Origin of the sequence: Mycobacterium sp. (assembly GCF_052145595.1) — a bacterium.
Lineage (GTDB): Bacteria > Actinomycetota > Actinomycetes > Mycobacteriales > Mycobacteriaceae > Mycobacterium.
The window spans coordinates 1-16,085 of record NZ_JBKQOI010000078.1; the positions used below are offsets into that span (position 1 = coordinate 1).

Consider the following 16,085-nt stretch of genomic DNA (forward strand, 5'->3'; position numbering starts at 1 on the left):
GCGGCCATCGCAGTGTGTTCCTTGGCCCGGAAATTCTGCACGATCACTTCCTGGACATGTCCGAATTCCTTGTGCGACTTGCGAATCGCGTGCAAGGTATCGGCACGCTCGGACAGCGTCTCGCCGATTCCGACCAGCAGACCGGTGGTGAACGGAATGGACAACCGACCCGCGTCGGTGAGAACGCGCAGCCGGACCGCCGGGTCCTTGTCCGGGCTGCCATAGTGCGCAAGCCCTTTCGTTTCGAACAGCCGCCGCGACGTCGTCTCGAGCATCATGCCCATCGACGGCGCCACAGGCTTGAGCCGCGACATCTCCGACCAGCTCATCACGCCGGGGTTCAAATGGGGCAACAGCCCGGTTTCCTCCAGCACCCGGATCGCCATCGCCCGCACGTAGGACAGCGTGGAGTCGTAGCCTCGTTCACCGAGCCACTCACGCGCCTCCGGCCAACGATCCTCGGGCCGGTCGCCGAGGGTGAAAAGCGCTTCCTTGCAACCGAGTTCGGCCCCGCGGCGGGCGAGCTCCAGAATCTCGTCGGGCTCCAGGTACATGCCGGCACCTTGGGCACGCAGCTTACCGGGAACGGCGACGAAGGTGCAGTAGTGGCAGGTGTCGCGGCACAGATGGGTGACCGGGATGAAGACCTTACGCGAATAGGTGACCGGCAGCCGGCCGTTGGGCGCGCGCCGCCCGGCCGACTCCAGCCCCGCGTCACGCACCCTCGCCGCGCTCGCACATAGATCCGCGAGGTCCGCACCGCGCGCGGTCATGGCGACGGCCGCCTCGTCGATGTTCAAAGCGACCCCGTCCCGGGCCCGCCGCAAGACCCGGCGCAGCGCCGACGCGCTGGCCTTCGACGAGACGGCAGCCGGAACGACGGGGCCGGGCAAGGCGATGGGCTCCTGGCCCGGAGTCAGCGGCACGTTGGTGTAACTTCCCCACGATCGAATTTCATCCGCACGTCCCAACGCTTAACCCGGGGCAGCGGTGCCATACGCGCAACAGTAGCGCCAGCCTGCCGCCGCCACGCGGTCGCCATCCCCGGGCGTAATGGCCGCACGCCGAGCCCGTTGCGGCTGTTTCGCGGACTTCCCCGCCGTTGAGCAGGGATCGCGATACCATCCGTTCTTATCCGAGGGGAGGTGCGAGGTGTCATTCGTACTCGCGGCCCCGGAGGCGCTTGCTACGGCGGCTTCGGATCTGGCCGGTATCGGTTCGACGCTCGGCACGGCCAGTGCGGCCGTGGCGGCGCCGACAACCGGGGTGCTGGCTGCGGCCGCCGATGAAGTGTCGGCACAGGTCGCCGCGCTGTTATCCGGGCATGGCCTGGGGTATCAGCAGCTGAGCGCACGGCTGGCAGCGTTTCACGAGCAGTTCGTGCAGGCCTTGAGCGCCGGTGCGAGCACGTATGCCGCGGTCGAAGCCAACGCCGCGCAGACCCTGGCGAACGCGGTGAACGCACCCGCCGAGGCGGTGCTGGGGCATCCGCTGATCGGAAGCGGCGCCGGTGCGGGCGCGGCGCGCGGCATCGCCGCTGCGGTCGGCGGCGCCGTCTCCAACGCACTGCGCCCCCTCGAGAGCACCGTGCTGGGCTCCAACTTCCTGGGTGGCGCCGGGCTGCTCGGCAGTCAGGCCGGCGCGCTGCTGTCGCGGCCCACCGGCGGACTCAGCGCTGTGACCGCGGCTCGCGCGCTGCTTGCGCCGGCCGCCATGACCAACGCCGCGGCGGCTCCGGCGGCGTTCCTGGGCGGGGCTATCGGCAACGCGATCGAGAATGCCTACCTGGCGATCGAGCCGTGGGTGCAGTACGGATTCAACCTCGCCGCGTATGCGGTGGGTTTCCTGCCATGGATCGGCTGGTTGGCTCCCCAGATCAACTTCTTCTATTACCTCTTCGAGCCTATTGTGCAGAGCGCCCTGTTCAACACGATCGACTGGCTGCAACGAACAATCACCTTCTCTGAAGGGCTAAGCAACTTCTGGGCCGCCACCACGGCGTCGATCAACCAGTTCATCAACACCGAGATCAACTGGCTGCTCAGCGTCCTCCCGCCGCTGCCGCCGCTCCCGCCGGCCTTCCCGTGACGGGGGCCGTCAGGCCCCGATCAGGCACGGTGGCTGTGCCGCCACAGCACCCAGACCGGCGGCGTAACCCCCAGCACGATCAGCAGCAGAGCTCCGTAGGCCATCAGCCCTTCGCCCCCCAGGATGATGTCGCCGGCGGGTCCGCCCGTGCTCATCGCGGCCACCGTGAGGAGCCACGTCCACAACGGCAACGCGGCCACCCGCGGCGATCTCGTCCATCGCCCGGCGGCCCATACCAGTGCCCCGTTGAGCAATCCACTGATCAGCCCACTGATGGGAAACGGAATCGAGCCGATATAGGAAGGCAGCAGCAGGGCCCCGGCCAGCGCAGAGAGAACGCCGTCAACAGCCAACAGCGCCAGGACAACGAAACGAATCGCGGGATCTGTCGCGCCGCCGTCTTCAACGGACGCGGCGCGTGGCTTGGTTTCGGTCAGGTCGGAACGCTGTCGAACTGGGAGATTATCGAGCCGATAACCCACTGCAGGCTGTCGAGTCGGTCCTGCCAGTGCTGCTGGTTAGGGTCCAGGTCGGGGTCCATGCGAATTCCTTCCGTGGCTGCCTGATTGGGAGCCTACCGTGTGGCGGACGCGTTGAAGCACTGGTCGAAACCCAGCCCTGCGAGCAGATCCGTTTCCCAGCCACGCTCATCGCGCTGACCCGCGGAGCCGGCCGCGAGAACGTAGTGCTCCTGCGCCAGGATCGGCAGCGCCATGTTGTTCGACAAGGCGCACACCCGACCGGTCGGGCCGACAACTACCTGGGTAGCGTGCGCCGCGAGCGCGGCCGCCTTGGCGGCACGCGCCTCCGGCGCGGCCTCGATAACGGCGTCGATGTCCTCGTCGGCGTACCCGAAGTCGAATGCCTCCTTCGGCGGAAGCACCCACTCGGGACGCAGATCCTGGCTATCCAGCGCGCGCCAGCCCTCCTCGAATGCGCTCTCTGCCAACACCGACCAATAGAACTTCGGCACCGTCCATGGCTCACCGGGGTAGTCGTCGGTGCCGGCCGCAGAGGAGTTCCGGCCGGCGGCGGCCACTGCGGCCGATGTGACGGTGTGGGTGTGGACATGGTCGGGATGGCCATAACCGCCGTTGGGGTCGTACGTCACGACGACGTGGGGGCGCTGCTCACGAATGATGGCGACCAATGCACCAACTGCCTCACGTGCGTCGGCGTCGATGAATCTTTGGCGATGCCGCCTCGGGGTGCCCTGCATGCCCGAATCCCGCCATCGGCCCGCGCCGCCGAGATAGTCGGGCGCGCTGACGCCCAGCGCGTGCAGCGCGGCGGTGAGCTCGCCGATTCGGTAGCCGCCGAGTTGGTCCGCGTGAGCGACGGCGAGTTCGGCCCACCGATCGCCGATGACCTCGCCCTCCTCGCCGAGCGTGCAGGTGACCACGCGCACCTGTGCCCCCCGGGCGGTGTAGTGCGCGATGGTGGCGCCGTTGCCGAGGCTCTCGTCGTCCGGATGTGCGTGGACGAACAGCAGCCGCGGAGTCTCAGGCATGGTCGCACCCTACCCCCGTAATCGGCGGGGACTTTGCTTCACCAGCTATGCGGCATAGGAACGCTAACGGCTACTATCGAGAAATGCCGCAGCTCACCCAAGATCGCCGGAGCAGCCGGAGCCGCCGGCGAGGCGAAGTCCTCGAACGTGCGCTCTACGAGGCCACGCTGGCCGAACTGGCTGAAGTCGGATACGGCGGGCTGACGATGGAAGGAATCGCGGCGCGCGCCCACACCGGCAAGGCGGCGTTATACCGGCGCTGGTGCAGCAAGCATGATTTGGTGCACGCCGCTCTGGTTTACACCCTGCCGCCGGTGCCCGAACTGCGGCCTGGCCGGTCGGCCAGAGAGAACCTGCTGACGGTGTTCACCGCGCACCGCGACATCCTGGCCGGAAAGACCGCCTTCCCCGGCCTGGACATCATCCACCAGCTTCTTCACGAACCGGAAATGCGCGCCATCTTCGCCGACGCTGTGGTGGGCCCGCGCCTGAAGATCACCGAATCGATCCTCCAGGCCGCGATCGACGACGGCGACATCGACCCGGCCACGGTGACCCCGCTGACCGCGCGAGTCGGACCGGCGTTGATCAACCACCATTTCTTGCTCACCGGCGAACCGCCGAACCGACGGGAACTGGCGCTGGTCGTCGACACCGTGATCCCGCCACGAGCACGGGCAAGCGCCGACTAACGAGCCACCCCGGGTTGGGCCGTCACCCAGGTGCCCGGGAAGAGGCCGGGCGGGTCGCCAAATCCGTTGCGGCATCGGCTGTTAGCTGTGGCGCTGCGATCAGAAACGACGCCCCTACCTCCCAGGCCCATCACGACACGCGCTTCGGCACCCCCCGGGCCCGATCAGGTTCTAGCGACGAGCGCAGCGCGGCTCGAAGTCGTTGTGAAAACACCTGTTTGCGCCAACGTGCTTGCGGATATGAATTGCCGTTGATCACTGGGGATTTCGTCCGCCCGCTTCGGTGAACGGGTGCGAAAGCTGCACCGAACGGGTCGGCGTTCTCGCCCGACCGACGGGTCAGTTATGGCCCGGTCTTGACCCACTGGCCGGCGTCGCCGACGATGCCGACGGGCACCGCGCCCGCCAGGCTGACGTTCTGCACGCTTGGGCCGGCCGCGACGATGGTGGTGTCCTGCAAAATCGGCAACACGGTCGACATGTTCCACAGTCGCGGTTCGACCGCGGCGATCACATCGTTGATGTTCTTGGTGCCGTTGAGGGCGGCATCGATATTCGACTGGATGCTGCGATCGCAGATTCCGGTGAGGTTCGACGGCGCTTGCACCAGCGCGCCGGGGTCGGGCGGGCGACTGGGTGGCGGAGATGTCACCGTGGTGCCCGACCCGGCGGGCGGGGTAGGCCCGACAGGGCCAGAGGGGCTAGTGGTCGGCCCATTGGGGGTCGGCACCTGTGTGGACTCCAGCGCGGGACAGCCGTACCGCGACGCCAGCAGCGTCGCCAGGTTTCCGCCGGCCTGATGCCAGCCGACGATCGCGTCCACGCGGTTGTCGGTGAGCGCGTCTCGGTACAGCGACACCGGGTCCAGGGCCAGCACGGTGGCGGCGATGCCGACATTGCGCAACTGGTCGGCGACCGTGTTGGCCACCGCGACCGAGGTCGAGTCATTCGCCGCCACTCCGACGACGAGCGACAGCTGTTGGCCGTCCCTGCTGATCCGGCCGCGGATGACCTCCGGCGGGCCGGTGCTCGCTGGTGTCGGCGCCGGCGACGGCGACGTGTTGGGTTCGATCTGATATCCGGATGCCGCCAGCAACGCCAGCGCCGCCTGCGTGGTCATAGCGGGCGGCGCGGTCGGCTCGTAGCCGGGATCGCTCGGCGAACGGATCTGCGCCTGGTCCAGCGTGACGGTGTTGTCGCTGCCGGCCCCCACTGCCGCCAGCAGGTCGACGTCGAGCAACCCCAGAATCCCCTTGCGGACCTGCGTGTCGGACAGCTTGGGCTCGTTGGCGCGCAGCGTGACCTGCATGACCCGCGGGGTCACGATCCGGGCGGTCCGCACGTCGGGGATGGCGGACAGCTGCGCGAACGCCGCCGAGCCGCCATGCACCTGGGCCACCTGGGTGTCGCCGTTGCGCACCGAGTCGGCCAGCGCAGCGGGTGCGCCGGCCCGACGGAAGAGGATGAGGGCGGGTTTGGCGGGCGGCCCCCAGTAGCGGTCATTGCGGGCGATCAGGATTTCGTCGCGCTGCGGGTCGATGCTCTCCACCCGAAACTGGCCCCCGGTCACCGGCAGCGCCCGGGCCAGCCCGGCCGCAAAACCGCCGGGCACGTCCTTGACGATGTGCGCCGGCAGGATGTCGCTGAACAGCTCCTTCCAAGCCGGATACGGTTGCGCGAAGGTGACCACCGCCTGTTTGCCGCCCTCCAGCGACTGCACGCCGGTGATGAGGTCATATCCGGCCGGGTCGACCACGCCCGGCTGACTGACCATCTGCCGCCAGAGGTACCAGAAGTCGTCGGCGGCGATCGGGGCGTTGTCGGTCCACTGCGCCTCCGGCCGGATCTTGTAGGTCACCGTGAACGGGTCCTGGTTGGTCACCTCCGCGGACACCAACAGGGTCGGGTCCATCTCCCAGCGCGAGCCAGTCGGCGTTTTGGGATCGGGTACCGGCCGAAACGCGCTCGGCAACACCAGCGCGCTGATCGCGGCGTTAACCGGCGACAGGTCGGACAGCAGATGCGGGTTGAACCCGGCGCCGATCGAGTCGATGCCCATGATGATCTGGGTAACCCGCTGCGGCGGGGGCGGTGAGTTGTGCGGCGTATCGGTGCTTTGCGGCGCCGGCGGCGGGTTGACCGTACAGGCCGCCAGCGCCAACCCGATCAGCGAGACCAGCACGCCGACCGCCAGGAGGAAGTGGCGGGCTCGTCTCGGCATGCCCATCAGGGTATCGAGCGCCCAGCCGGCAACCCGGCTAATCGGGCGTGCGCCGAGCATCTAACCCCGGGCCTTGGCCCGCGCCCGGCTGCGGGCCCGGGCGGTGGCGTCCAGCTCAACCTTGCGGACCCGCACGATCTGTGGAGTCACCTCGACGCATTCGTCGGGCGAGCAGAACTCCATGGCCCGTTCCAGGTCGAGCTCGAGCGGCTTGGCCAACGTCTCGATGACGTCCGCGGTCGACGACCGCATATTCGTCAGTTTCTTCTCACGGGTGACGTTGATATCGAGATCCTCTGGGCGCGGGTTGATTCCGACGACCATGCCCTCGTAGGTGTCCTGGCCGGGTTCGACGAAGAACTGACCCCGATCGGCGAGCTGGATCAGGGCGAACGGTGTGATGGTGCCGGACCTGTCGGACACCAGCGAGCCGGTGTGGCGTGCCCGAATCTCCCCCGCCCACGGCCGGTAGCCGTCGAACACGGCATTGGCGATGCCGGTGCCGCGGGTGAGGGTGAGGAAGTCGGTGCGGAAGCCGATCAGGCCGCGGCTGGGCACGATAAAGTCCATCCGGACCCAGCCGGCCGCGTGATTGGTCATCTCCTCCATGCGGCCCTTGCGGCCGGCCATCAACTGGGTGATCGCGCCGACGAATTCCTCGGGGCAGTCAATCGTCATCGCCTCGAACGGCTCGTGCAGCTGACCGTCGATCGTCTTGGTGACCACCTGCGGCTTGCCGACCGTGAGCTCGAAGCCCTCCCGTCGCATCTGTTCGACCAACACGGCCAGGGCGAGCTCGCCGCGGCCTTGCACTTCCCAGGCGTCGGGCCGGCCGATGTCCACCACCCGGATCGACACGTTGCCGACCAGCTCGGTGTCCAGCCGGTTGCGGACCATCCGCGCGGTCAGCTTGTGACCGGACACCTTGCCCGCCAGCGGGGAGGTGTTGGTGCCGATCGTCACCGAGATGGCGGGCTCGTCGACGGTGATGCGCGGCAGCGCGTGGGCGTGATCGGGATCGGCCAGCGTGTCGCCGATCATGATCTCGGGCAGTCCGGCGACGGCCACGATGTCGCCGGCGACCGCCTCATCGGTCGCAGTGCGCTCGACGCCCTCGGTCGCGAGCAGCTCGGTGATCTTGGCGTTGGTGATGACGGGCAACCCGTCCACCTCACGCATCCACGCGACCTGGTGGCCCTTGCGCAGCTTGCCCTTATAGATGCGGACCAACGCGAGCCGACCGAGGAAGGCCGACGCGTCCAGGTTGGTCACCAACCCCTGTAGCGGCGCCTCGGGGTCCCCGACGGGCGGCGGGATGTGCTCCATCAGGACGTCGAACAGCGGGTCCAGGTTGTCACCCTCAGGCACCTCACCGTCGGCCGGTTGTTCGGTGCTCGCGATGCCGGCGCGCCCGGACGCATACAGGGTCGGCAGGCCGAGCGCATGCTCGGCGGCCGCGGCCGCTTCGTCGTCAAGGTCGGACGCGACGTCAAGCAACAAGTCGTGGCTGTCGCTCACCACCTCGGCGATGCGCGCGTCGGGCCGGTCGGTCTTGTTGACGACCAGGATCACCGGAAGATGCGCGGCCAAGGCCTTGCGCAGCACGAACCGGGTCTGCGGCAATGGCCCCTCGGAGGCGTCGACCAGCAGCAGCACCCCGTCCACCATGGAGAGTCCGCGCTCCACCTCGCCGCCGAAGTCGGCGTGGCCCGGAGTGTCGATCACGTTGATGACGGTCACCGACCCGTCCGGGTGGTGGCGGTGCACGGCGGTGTTCTTGGCCAGGATGGTGATGCCCTTTTCCCGCTCCAGGTCGCCGCTGTCCATCACGCGTTCCTGCAGCTCACCGCGTTCGTGCAAGGCGCCGGACTGGCGCAGCATCGCGTCGACCAGGGTGGTCTTGCCGTGGTCGACGTGCGCGACGATGGCGACATTGCGAAATGGCACGTCGGTGATTCTGGCAGTGGGCGCCCCGGATGGCGAACTGGCGGACAAACGCAACCGGACTCCGTGTGGCGCCGGACCGATCAGTTCGTGCTTGTCCGCCACCTCGCGGACTGTGGCCGTGTCGGGAGCGCGCTCAAAGGGCTCGGGTGAGGTCCCCCAGCCAGCGACGATCGGCGGGCACCCAGTCGACATCGTGCAGTTCGGCCGCCGTCACCCAGCGCAGCGCCTGGTGGTCGTGCGCGTGCGGTTCACCGCGTAGCAGTCGCACCCGATACGCCCGCAACGTCGTCGTGCCATTCAGCGCAATGTCGTCGCCAAGGCGGTCGCCCACCGCGATGTCGGCGATCTCCAAGCCGAGTTCCTCGGCCAACTCACGGGCCAGCGCGTCGCGCTCGCTTTCGCCGGGCGCGACCTTACCGCCGGGCAGTTCCCAGCGGCCGGCGAGCTCCGGCGGCCGGACCCGCTGCGCCACCAGGACCGCGGATCCGGAGATGACGGCGCCGGCGACGACGATCTGGGTCGGCATGGCCAGTGACGGTATACGGTCGGAGTATGGCTGTGTTAACCGATGAGGAAGTAGACGCCGCACTGCCCGACCTCAACGGATGGGAGCGTGCCGACGGCGCCCTGCGCCGGTCGATCAAGTTTCCGACATTTCTCGCCGGCATTGACGCCGTGCGCCGGGTGGCCGAGCACGCCGAGAGCAAGGATCATCACCCGGACATCGATATCCGCTGGCGGACAGTGACATTCGCTCTCGTTACGCATTCCGCGGGTGGTATCACCAAGAACGACATCGCGATGGCGCGCGACATCGACGGGATCGTCGGGGACTAGTTCGACGACGATGGGGCCCGCGCAGCGGGCCGCTGAAGCGCGGGGCGATCGGACGCGGCGCCGTGCCGACCGGTGGCGGCAATCCAGATCAAGGTCGCCACCGCCGCCACGACGTAGACCAGCCCGGCCCAGGCCAGATACCACGGTCGGCTTATCTGCCAGATGGTCGGCTGCGCGAAGCTCAGCAACCACGGCACGCCGATAATTGTGAGCGCCAACCAGCCCCAGCCCACCGTCCGCGCGCCGGGGCGCTCGCGTGGCGGCCCATGGATCACCCAGATCATCAGCGGCACCAGCCACACCCAATGGTGGGTCCACGAAATCGGCGAGAGCAGCAGCCCGAACAACTCGACCACCAGCAACTTGCCGAGCCGATCGGGCCCGTCCAGCGCCCGCCAGGCCAGGATGGCCAGCACCGCCGTGACGGCGAGGGCGGCCAGGACCAGCGGACCAAAACCGGCGTCATGACCCAGGATTCGGGAAATGCCGCCCCGCCACGACTGATTGAACGAGGTGGCGATCGGCCCAACCCGGTGCGCGTCGCCCAGCAGGACCGTGAAGTAGTAGCGGGTCTGATCACCGACCACCAAAACCGACACCCCGACGGTGGCAAGGAACACGACCGCCGAAAACACCGCCGCAGCCCATCGCCGAACGCCCAGCAGATAGACACCGGAGATTGCGGGCGTCAACTTGATTCCGGCCGCCACACCGACCAGCAGCCCCGTTAGCCACCACCGGGACGACTGGACCGCCCACAGCACCACCAGCATCAGCAAAACATTGACCTGCCCGTAGTCGAATGTGCTGCGCAGCGGCTCAATCCAGATGGTGATCGCCGTCCACAACATCGCGACACGGCGGGCGTTGGGATCGGCGGCAGACCCTATCAAGCGCTGGCTGATCCGGACCGCGCCGTACAACGCGGCCATCGTCGCGATCTGCCACAGAAACGCAACCAGGCCGAACGGCAACAGATGCAGCGGGTAAAACACGACCGCCGCGAACGGCGGATACGTGAACGGCAGCGGGAAGTCCGGCGTCTGGTCTGCGTAGACGTAGCTGTACAGGGTGCCGGGATGGTCGATGGCCGCGGCGCCACCGAGGTAGACGTGCAGGTCGACGAAGTTGGCGCCGTTGGGCACCAGGTAGGTCCAGGCGAGTCGCGCGGCGATGCTGACGATCAGCAGCGCCGGCGCGGCCGCCTGGAGCCGACTCGCCAGTCGGCGCGTGCGGGGTGCCGCCGAGGCGGCCGAGGTGGTGTCTATCCGCCCGACTTTAGCGATCGCGGCGGCCGCCGCGGCGTTGTCGGCCGTCACGGCGGCTTTTGACTCCGGTCGCGGACTTTGCCGGCTACGGGCCGCTGCGGACCCGGCGACGGGCCGGCGACCGGGTGTTGCCGGGCGTTCGGTCACCGCCGTCACTCGTATCCGTAACGATCGCATAAATGCCACACGTGTCACTTGAGTCACACCAGTATCAAAGTAACTTCGGCCCGGGACCTGTCGTCAACAACCAGGGAGAGTCATGCCAACCATCTGGACCTACTTGCGTGCAACCGCCGTCGTAGTCGGTTCGTCCGCCGCGCTACTGACGGGCGGTATCGCCCACGCTGACCCGGCGCCGGCCCCGGCGCCCTTGCCGAACATTCCGCAACAGCTGATCGCTTCGGCGGCCAACGCGCCTCAGATTCTGCAAAACCTCGCTACCGCCCTCGGCGCGACGCCACCCGTTGCGCAGCCGTCCGCTCCCGGCATCAGCTTTCCGGGCCTAACCCCGGCCGCAGCGGCGACACCCGCCCCGGCGACGCTCCCGTCCATTCTCGGACTTACGCCGCCCGCCGCCGCGGCCCCGGCGGCAAGCCCGACCATCCCCGGGATCAGCGCGCCCATCCCAGGGCTGACCTCGCCGGCACCGGCTGCTCCAGCTGCTCCGGCGATTCCGGGCCTTCCGGTCTCGATTCCGGGGCTGACGGCGCCGGCAGCACCCGCCGCCCCGGCGGCGCCGGCGATTCCGGGGCTGCCGTCTATCCCCGGGATCAGCCCGATTGCCCCGGCGGCCGCGGCCCTGCCGGCGGCTGCTTCTGGGTTGCCGCAGGCAAAGATCGACATGCCTGCGCTGCCCGGCCTGCCGGTGAACGTCCCACCGCAGGTCACGCTGCCGACCGACCTGCCGGCGCTGGCCTCGGGTGCGACCCCGGCGGCGCCCGCTGCACCCGCGCCGGCAGTGACTCCGTCGCTGCTTTCCGCCCTGCCGTGAGCAACTCGTTAGACGGATAACCCACCACCAAGGACCGGAGACACCGTGGCAAGCACTTGGAATCTGTCCAAAGGTTTGGCCGCTGTCGTCGCGGCGTCGGCTGCCGCGTTCGGGCTGTGCCCGAGCGCGGCGGCCGACCCGGCGGCACCGCAGCCGACACCGCAGCCGAACGCCACCCAACAACTACCCGGGCTTCCAGCGTTATCCGAGCTGAGCCCGATAATTCAGCAAGCGGCCAGCGATCCACAGCAGGCGACGCAGCTGCTCATGGCCGCAGCGCAGGCTTTCAGCCACAACCCGACGGCGCCCGCCGAGTCCAAGAACGTGGCCGCGTCGGTGAATCAGTTCCTGCAGGAGCCGGGTGCACCGGTTCCCGGTGCGCCGACTCCACCGCCGAGTGGCGTCACCCCGCCCGACACCGGCCCGGTGCCACACGTGCCGGCGGCGGGCGTAGAGCCCGGGGTGCAGGCGCACCTGCCGTCGGGTATCGATCCGACCCACGCGGTGGGTCCGGCACCGGCTGCGGCGGCCCCGGCTACGCCGCCGATCGCCACACCGCCCGTTTCCGCACCGGCGCCCGCGACCCGCGAGCCGGCCACCGAGCCCGTCGCGGCACCCGCACCGGCGCCGCCTGCGCCGGTGGCAGCACCGGAGCCGGCCCCCGCTCCCGCGGCCCCCACGCCGGCTCCCGCTCCCGCGGCGGCTCCGGGTTTCGGCGCTGATGCCCCGCCCACCCAGGACTTCATGTATCCCTCGATCGGCACCAATTGCCTCGCAGACGGCAGCACCGCGATCGCGACCGCGCTATCGGTGGCGGGGCCGGCGAAGATCCCGGCGCCCGGTCCCGGGCCAGGCCAGACCGCATATGTGTTCACCGCGGTCGGCACACCCGGACCCGCCGACGTGCAGAAGCTGCCATTGAACGTCACCTGGGTGAACCTGACCACGGGCAAGTCCGGAACCGCCGCGCTCAAGCCGCGCTCAGACATCAATGCCGACGGGCCGACGACGTTGAGCGTGATCGCCGACACCGGCTCGGGCAGCATCATGTCGACGATCTTCGGGCAGGTCACCACCAAGGAGAGGCAGTGCCAGTTCATGCCCACGATCGGCTCCACGGTGGTGCCTTAGAGCGGACCCCGCGTCCCTTGGCCGTCGAGCGCGAAAGCTAGTAGGCCATGAACAGAATCGCGTCGCGGTCGTACTCCATGCCCGGATGAACGCTGGCAAGGTGAGCCTGGGTTAGTTCGACCAGCTCGTCCTCATCCTTACCGACGATGGCTTCGCCGCACGGACACGTTATGTGTGTCTTCACGTTGCCGCCTTTCCCTTCGCTGCTGCCTTCATCTGCTTCTTGTGTGATCGCACCTGCCCGAGCGAACGGGCGTCGACGATGTCGGCGACGGATATGTGTGTGCCGGATTCGCCGAACTCCCCGGCCGCCGCCCGCCAGCCCGTCGGTGTCACCCCGTACTGCTTGCCTAGCAAGGCGAGAAAGATCTGCGCCTTCTGCTGACCGAAACCGGGTAACTCCTTGAGCCGCCGCAGCAGCTCCTTCCCGTCTGGCTGGCCGGCCATCCACAACCCGGCCGCATTACCGTGGTAGCGGTCCACGATGATCTGCGCCAGGGCCTGGATGCGCTTGGCCATCGATCCCGGAAAGCGGTGTATCGCAGGCTTTTCCGAGCACAGCGCGACGAACTTGTCCGGGTCGTAGTCGGCGATCTCGGCGGCGTCGAAGCCGCCCATCCGGTCGGCGATCTTCTTCGGTCCCGCGAAGGCGGTTTCCATCGGCACCTGCTGGTCGAGCAGCATGCCGACCAGCAACGCGAAAGGGTTGTCATCCAGCAGGGCATCGGCGGCCGGATCTTGGACAAGCTGCAGTCTCGGCACCCACACAGTCTAGATCCGCGGCCCGGGCACCGCGTCGAGGGCTTGCACGCAGCGGGCGGCAGTCGGCCCGCTGAGCTCGCCCAGTGCGAATCAGACTATGCTGCAACCGCTTTCGAAGTTTCCGACGCCCGAGGGCCCGGGCCAGGTGTTCCGCTTTTACCCGCTCTTTCGGCGGAATTCGCGTCGGCTCTCCACCGGACCGTGTGTCCGCGTTTGGTTGTCGCCACCGCTCTTGTGATCGGATCCGCCCGACGACTTGGCCATCTTGCGGTCCAGGGCCTCACGGAACTTGCGCTTGACCTCGTCCTCCGAGCCTGAGGACTCCGCGTCTCGGGAGGGGTTCGAATCAGCCATACCGGCAGCCTAGCCCGGACGGTCGGGCCTGGCCGGTGAATTTGCCGTTACCGCATGCCCGGGGGCATGCCGTACAGGTGCGAGATCGGCAGGGTCAGCAGCACCCGTCGATCGGTGACCATCGCCTGCCGATAGTCGTCCCAGTCCGGGTGTTCACCGGCAATGTTTCGATACAACGCGATCAGCGCTTCGACGGTGTCGTCATCGGGCGCAGCCGCCGGCGGAGTCAGTTCCGCCGTGCCCTCGGCCACGGCATAGGACCATCCGTCGTCGGCGTCGACCAGGATCGAGGCTCGCGGGTCGCGGCGCAGGTTGCGGGTCTTGGCTCGCGGCTCGGTGATCGATACCTGCACCGCCACCTTGCGCGGATCGAAGTGATACTGCACGTTCGACAGCTGCGGGCGCCCGTCACGTTTGATGGTGGCCAGCACTCCGAGGGAGTTCCCACTGATCAGGGCCAACAGTTTGTCGTCGAAGACTTGGCGTCCCATGCCGAAAGCCTACGTCGCGCGCGCCGGCGCGAGCCGATCTGGTGGAATCGGGACATGACCAATTACGCCGCCTTCCTGCGCGGCGTCAACGTGGGCGGGGTCAACCTCAAGATGGCCGGGGTCGCGACCGCGTTGACCGACGCCGGATTCACCAACGTGCGAACCATCTTGGCCAGCGGCAACGTGCTCCTGGAGTCTTCGGCCAGGGTAGCCGCGGTACGCAAGAAGGCCGAAGCCACGCTGCGCGAGAAGTTCGGTTACGACGCCTGGGTGCTGGTGTACGACATCGATACGGTGCGTGCCGTCGTCGACGCCTACCCGTTCGAGCGCGAGGTCGAGGGGTATCAGTCCTACGTCACGTTCGTCGCCGACAAAGCGGTGCTGGACGAACTCGCCCGGTTGGACGCCGGTGCGGAAGAGAAGATCAGCCGCGGTGAAGGCGTCGTCTATTGGCAGGTTCCCAAGGGCAGCACGCTGAACAGCACGATCGGCAAGACCATGGGCAAGCCGCGGTACAAGTCTTCGACCACCACCCGCAACCTGCGCACGCTGGCCAAGATGTTGCGCTAACACCTCGCGCGCCAGGCTATTTCGCGGTGGTGCGCTCAGTCATCCGGCACGTTCGTCAGGTAGCGCATCGCGTCGGATTTGGTCAGCCCCAACGCTCGGGCCACTCCGACGTACTCTTTGGCGGCGGCCGCCATCGCGGCGTCCGTCGGATCGAAGCGGGAAATGAAAGTGCCGAAGCGCCCGCGTGTTTCGACGACCGCGGCCGACTCCAGCTCACGATAGGCACGGGCGACGGTGTTCGCCGCGACCCCAAGCTGACCGGCCAGGTCGCGCACCGTCGGAAGCCTGCTGCCCGGCGGCAACGCGCCGCTCCGGACACCGTCGATGACCTGGTTTCTGAGCTGGTCGAACAACGGCTTGCCCGCCCGCACATCGACCTTTAACCAATCCCGCAGCTCCACGTGTCCAGTATCACGCACGCACCGCTATCTTTGTGGGATGCGAGTAACGGTGCTCAGCGGCGCGGGGATCTCCGCGGAAAGCGGCGTGCCGACCTTCCGTGACGACAAGAACGGGCTGTGGGCCCGTTTCGATCCCTACGAGCTCTCCAGCACACAGGGCTGGCGCGAGAATCCGGAGCGGGTGTGGGGCTGGTATCTGTGGCGCCATTACCTGGTAGCCAACGTCGAACCCAACGCCGGACATCGCGCCATCGCCGCCTGGCAAGACTACGTCGACGTCAGCGTCATCACCCAGAATGTGGACGACTTGCACGAGCGCGCCGGTAGCACGTCGGTGCATCACCTGCACGGGAGTCTTTTCGAGTTCCGTTGCGAGCGTTGCGATATGCCCTACACCGGCGCGCTGCCGCACCTGACCGAGCCGGTGCTGGAGGTCGAGCCTCCGATGTGCCACTGCGGCGGCATGATCAGGCCCGACATCGTCTGGTTCGGAGAGCCACTGCCCGACGAGCCGTGGCAGCGTGCGGTCGAGGCGACCGAAGCAGCCGACCTGATGGTGGTGGTGGGGACCTCGGCGATCGTGTACCCGGCGGCCGGGCTCGCCGAACTGGCGCTGTCCCGCGGCACGGCCGTCATCGAGGTCAATCCCGAGGCCACACCGCTGTCCAGAAGCGCCACGATCAGCATGCGCGAGACCGCGGGCCAGGCGTTGCCCGGGCTGCTGCAGCGGCTGCCCGCCCTGCTGGGGTAGCTCGGCCTGCCGTCCGGCGCCGACCCTGCGGTCGCGGCGTCGAGCCTGCGCACAGATCGCGGTTTGTCCAC

The 16,085-nt window shown here is 68.1% G+C and carries 19 protein-coding genes; 7 read left to right on the forward strand and 12 right to left on the reverse strand.

The features are described 5' to 3' along the window. Positions 1-926, reverse strand: a 926-nt coding sequence (gene cofG / locus ACLP4W_RS05660) for a 7,8-didemethyl-8-hydroxy-5-deazariboflavin synthase CofG (RefSeq protein WP_442384941.1), incomplete at its 3' end; no start/stop codon positions are given. 226 nt (positions 927-1,152) lie between these two features. Here cofG and ACLP4W_RS05665 point away from each other — a divergent pair. Continuing rightward, the gene (locus tag ACLP4W_RS05665) at positions 1,153-2,088 is read left to right on the forward strand and encodes a PE family protein (protein ID WP_442384943.1); all 936 of its coding nucleotides are present in this window, start codon (positions 1,153-1,155) and stop codon (positions 2,086-2,088) included. Positions 2,089-2,108: 20 nt separating this feature from the next. Here ACLP4W_RS05665 and ACLP4W_RS05670 read toward each other — a convergent pair whose 3' ends face one another. Together ACLP4W_RS05670 and mshB are read right to left on the reverse strand one after the other, a co-directional pair. Then, positions 2,109-2,570, reverse strand: a complete 462-nt coding sequence (locus ACLP4W_RS05670; RefSeq protein ID WP_442384945.1) for a hypothetical protein — start codon at positions 2,568-2,570, stop codon at positions 2,109-2,111. Between the two features lie 92 nt (positions 2,571-2,662). Beyond that, a complete protein-coding gene (mshB, locus tag ACLP4W_RS05675; RefSeq protein ID WP_442384947.1) occupies positions 2,663-3,598 on the reverse strand; it encodes an N-acetyl-1-D-myo-inositol-2-amino-2-deoxy-alpha-D-glucopyranoside deacetylase in 936 nt (311 codons plus the stop codon). An 83-nt stretch (positions 3,599-3,681) separates the two neighbouring features. On the opposite strand from mshB, the gene ACLP4W_RS05680 reads away from it, so the two are divergent. Continuing rightward, the gene (locus tag ACLP4W_RS05680; protein WP_442384949.1) at positions 3,682-4,290 is read left to right on the forward strand and encodes a TetR/AcrR family transcriptional regulator; all 609 of its coding nucleotides are present in this window, start codon (positions 3,682-3,684) and stop codon (positions 4,288-4,290) included. Between the two features lie 343 nt (positions 4,291-4,633). Here the strand turns inward: ACLP4W_RS05680 and ACLP4W_RS05685 are convergent, their stop codons facing one another. From ACLP4W_RS05685 to ACLP4W_RS05695, 3 genes are all read right to left on the reverse strand, one after another. Then, a complete protein-coding gene (locus ACLP4W_RS05685) occupies positions 4,634-6,517 on the reverse strand; it encodes an ABC transporter family substrate-binding protein (RefSeq protein WP_442385041.1) in 1,884 nt (627 codons plus the stop codon). A gap of 54 nt (positions 6,518-6,571) precedes the next feature. Continuing rightward, on the reverse strand, positions 6,572-8,458 hold the full coding sequence (gene typA, locus ACLP4W_RS05690; RefSeq protein ID WP_442384951.1) for a translational GTPase TypA: 1,887 nt from the start codon (positions 8,456-8,458) through the stop codon (positions 6,572-6,574). 133 nt (positions 8,459-8,591) lie between these two features. Further along, the gene (locus tag ACLP4W_RS05695; protein ID WP_442384953.1) at positions 8,592-8,984 is read right to left on the reverse strand and encodes a (deoxy)nucleoside triphosphate pyrophosphohydrolase; all 393 of its coding nucleotides are present in this window, start codon (positions 8,982-8,984) and stop codon (positions 8,592-8,594) included. Between the two features lie 26 nt (positions 8,985-9,010). On the opposite strand from ACLP4W_RS05695, the gene ACLP4W_RS05700 reads away from it, so the two are divergent. Continuing rightward, complete coding sequence (locus ACLP4W_RS05700; protein WP_442384955.1) at positions 9,011-9,295, forward strand: 4a-hydroxytetrahydrobiopterin dehydratase; 285 nt, start codon at positions 9,011-9,013, stop codon at positions 9,293-9,295. Here the strand turns inward: ACLP4W_RS05700 and ACLP4W_RS05705 are convergent. Continuing rightward, positions 9,292-10,614: a mannosyltransferase gene (locus ACLP4W_RS05705; protein ID WP_442384957.1), complete on the reverse strand. Its 1,323-nt coding sequence runs from the start codon at positions 10,612-10,614 to the stop codon at positions 9,292-9,294. The genes ACLP4W_RS05700 and ACLP4W_RS05705 overlap by 4 nt on opposite strands. 208 nt (positions 10,615-10,822) lie before the next feature. Here ACLP4W_RS05705 and ACLP4W_RS05710 point away from each other — a divergent pair, with 208 nt between their 5' ends. Continuing rightward, on the forward strand, positions 10,823-11,554 hold the full coding sequence (locus ACLP4W_RS05710; RefSeq protein ID WP_442384959.1) for a hypothetical protein: 732 nt from the start codon (positions 10,823-10,825) through the stop codon (positions 11,552-11,554). 45 nt (positions 11,555-11,599) lie between these two features. Then, positions 11,600-12,685 (forward strand): Rv1157c family protein, encoded by a 1,086-nt coding sequence (locus ACLP4W_RS05715; protein ID WP_442384961.1) that lies wholly within the window; start codon positions 11,600-11,602, stop codon positions 12,683-12,685. Between the two features lie 37 nt (positions 12,686-12,722). On the opposite strand, the gene ACLP4W_RS05720 is transcribed toward ACLP4W_RS05715, so the two are convergent. From ACLP4W_RS05720 to ACLP4W_RS05735, 4 genes are all read right to left on the reverse strand, one after another. Further along, complete coding sequence (locus ACLP4W_RS05720; RefSeq protein ID WP_442384963.1) at positions 12,723-12,869, reverse strand: DUF1059 domain-containing protein; 147 nt, start codon at positions 12,867-12,869, stop codon at positions 12,723-12,725. Next, positions 12,866-13,447, reverse strand: a complete 582-nt coding sequence (locus ACLP4W_RS05725) for an HhH-GPD-type base excision DNA repair protein (protein WP_442384965.1) — start codon at positions 13,445-13,447, stop codon at positions 12,866-12,868. Before ACLP4W_RS05725 ends, ACLP4W_RS05720 begins: the two co-directional genes overlap by 4 nt. A gap of 156 nt (positions 13,448-13,603) precedes the next feature. Next, on the reverse strand, positions 13,604-13,801 hold the full coding sequence (locus ACLP4W_RS05730) for a DUF5302 domain-containing protein (protein ID WP_442384967.1): 198 nt from the start codon (positions 13,799-13,801) through the stop codon (positions 13,604-13,606). Between the two features lie 47 nt (positions 13,802-13,848). Beyond that, positions 13,849-14,292, reverse strand: a complete 444-nt coding sequence (locus tag ACLP4W_RS05735) for a PPOX class F420-dependent oxidoreductase (protein WP_442384969.1) — start codon at positions 14,290-14,292, stop codon at positions 13,849-13,851. Positions 14,293-14,346: 54 nt separating this feature from the next. Here ACLP4W_RS05735 and ACLP4W_RS05740 point away from each other — a divergent pair, with 54 nt between their 5' ends. Continuing rightward, positions 14,347-14,862: a DUF1697 domain-containing protein gene (locus ACLP4W_RS05740; protein ID WP_442384971.1), complete on the forward strand. Its 516-nt coding sequence runs from the start codon at positions 14,347-14,349 to the stop codon at positions 14,860-14,862. Positions 14,863-14,897: 35 nt separating this feature from the next. Here the strand turns inward: ACLP4W_RS05740 and ACLP4W_RS05745 are convergent, their stop codons facing one another. Further along, the gene (locus ACLP4W_RS05745) at positions 14,898-15,263 is read right to left on the reverse strand and encodes a GntR family transcriptional regulator (protein WP_442384973.1); all 366 of its coding nucleotides are present in this window, start codon (positions 15,261-15,263) and stop codon (positions 14,898-14,900) included. Between the two features lie 37 nt (positions 15,264-15,300). Between ACLP4W_RS05745 and ACLP4W_RS05750 the strand changes: the two genes are divergently transcribed. Beyond that, entirely contained in the window at positions 15,301-16,014 is a 714-nt protein-coding gene (locus tag ACLP4W_RS05750; protein WP_442384975.1) for an SIR2 family NAD-dependent protein deacylase, read from the forward strand. Positions 16,015-16,085: the final 71 nt, after the last annotated feature.

Coding starts and splice junctions, on each gene's coding strand:
- mshB (WP_442384947.1), bottom strand. CDS start 3,598: ATGCCTGAGACTCCGCGGCTGCTGTTCGTCCACGCACATCCGGACGAC.
- ACLP4W_RS05680 (WP_442384949.1), top strand. CDS start 3,682: ATGCCGCAGCTCACCCAAGATCGCCGGAGCAGCCGGAGCCGCCGGCGA.
- ACLP4W_RS05685 (WP_442385041.1), bottom strand. CDS start 6,517: ATGGGCATGCCGAGACGAGCCCGCCACTTCCTCCTGGCGGTCGGCGTG.
- ACLP4W_RS05695 (WP_442384953.1), bottom strand. CDS start 8,984: ATGCCGACCCAGATCGTCGTCGCCGGCGCCGTCATCTCCGGATCCGCG.
- ACLP4W_RS05700 (WP_442384955.1), top strand. CDS start 9,011: ATGGCTGTGTTAACCGATGAGGAAGTAGACGCCGCACTGCCCGACCTC.
- ACLP4W_RS05710 (WP_442384959.1), top strand. CDS start 10,823: ATGCCAACCATCTGGACCTACTTGCGTGCAACCGCCGTCGTAGTCGGT.
- ACLP4W_RS05730 (WP_442384967.1), bottom strand. CDS start 13,801: ATGGCTGATTCGAACCCCTCCCGAGACGCGGAGTCCTCAGGCTCGGAG.
- ACLP4W_RS05735 (WP_442384969.1), bottom strand. CDS start 14,292: ATGGGACGCCAAGTCTTCGACGACAAACTGTTGGCCCTGATCAGTGGG.
- ACLP4W_RS05740 (WP_442384971.1), top strand. CDS start 14,347: ATGACCAATTACGCCGCCTTCCTGCGCGGCGTCAACGTGGGCGGGGTC.
- ACLP4W_RS05750 (WP_442384975.1), top strand. CDS start 15,301: ATGCGAGTAACGGTGCTCAGCGGCGCGGGGATCTCCGCGGAAAGCGGC.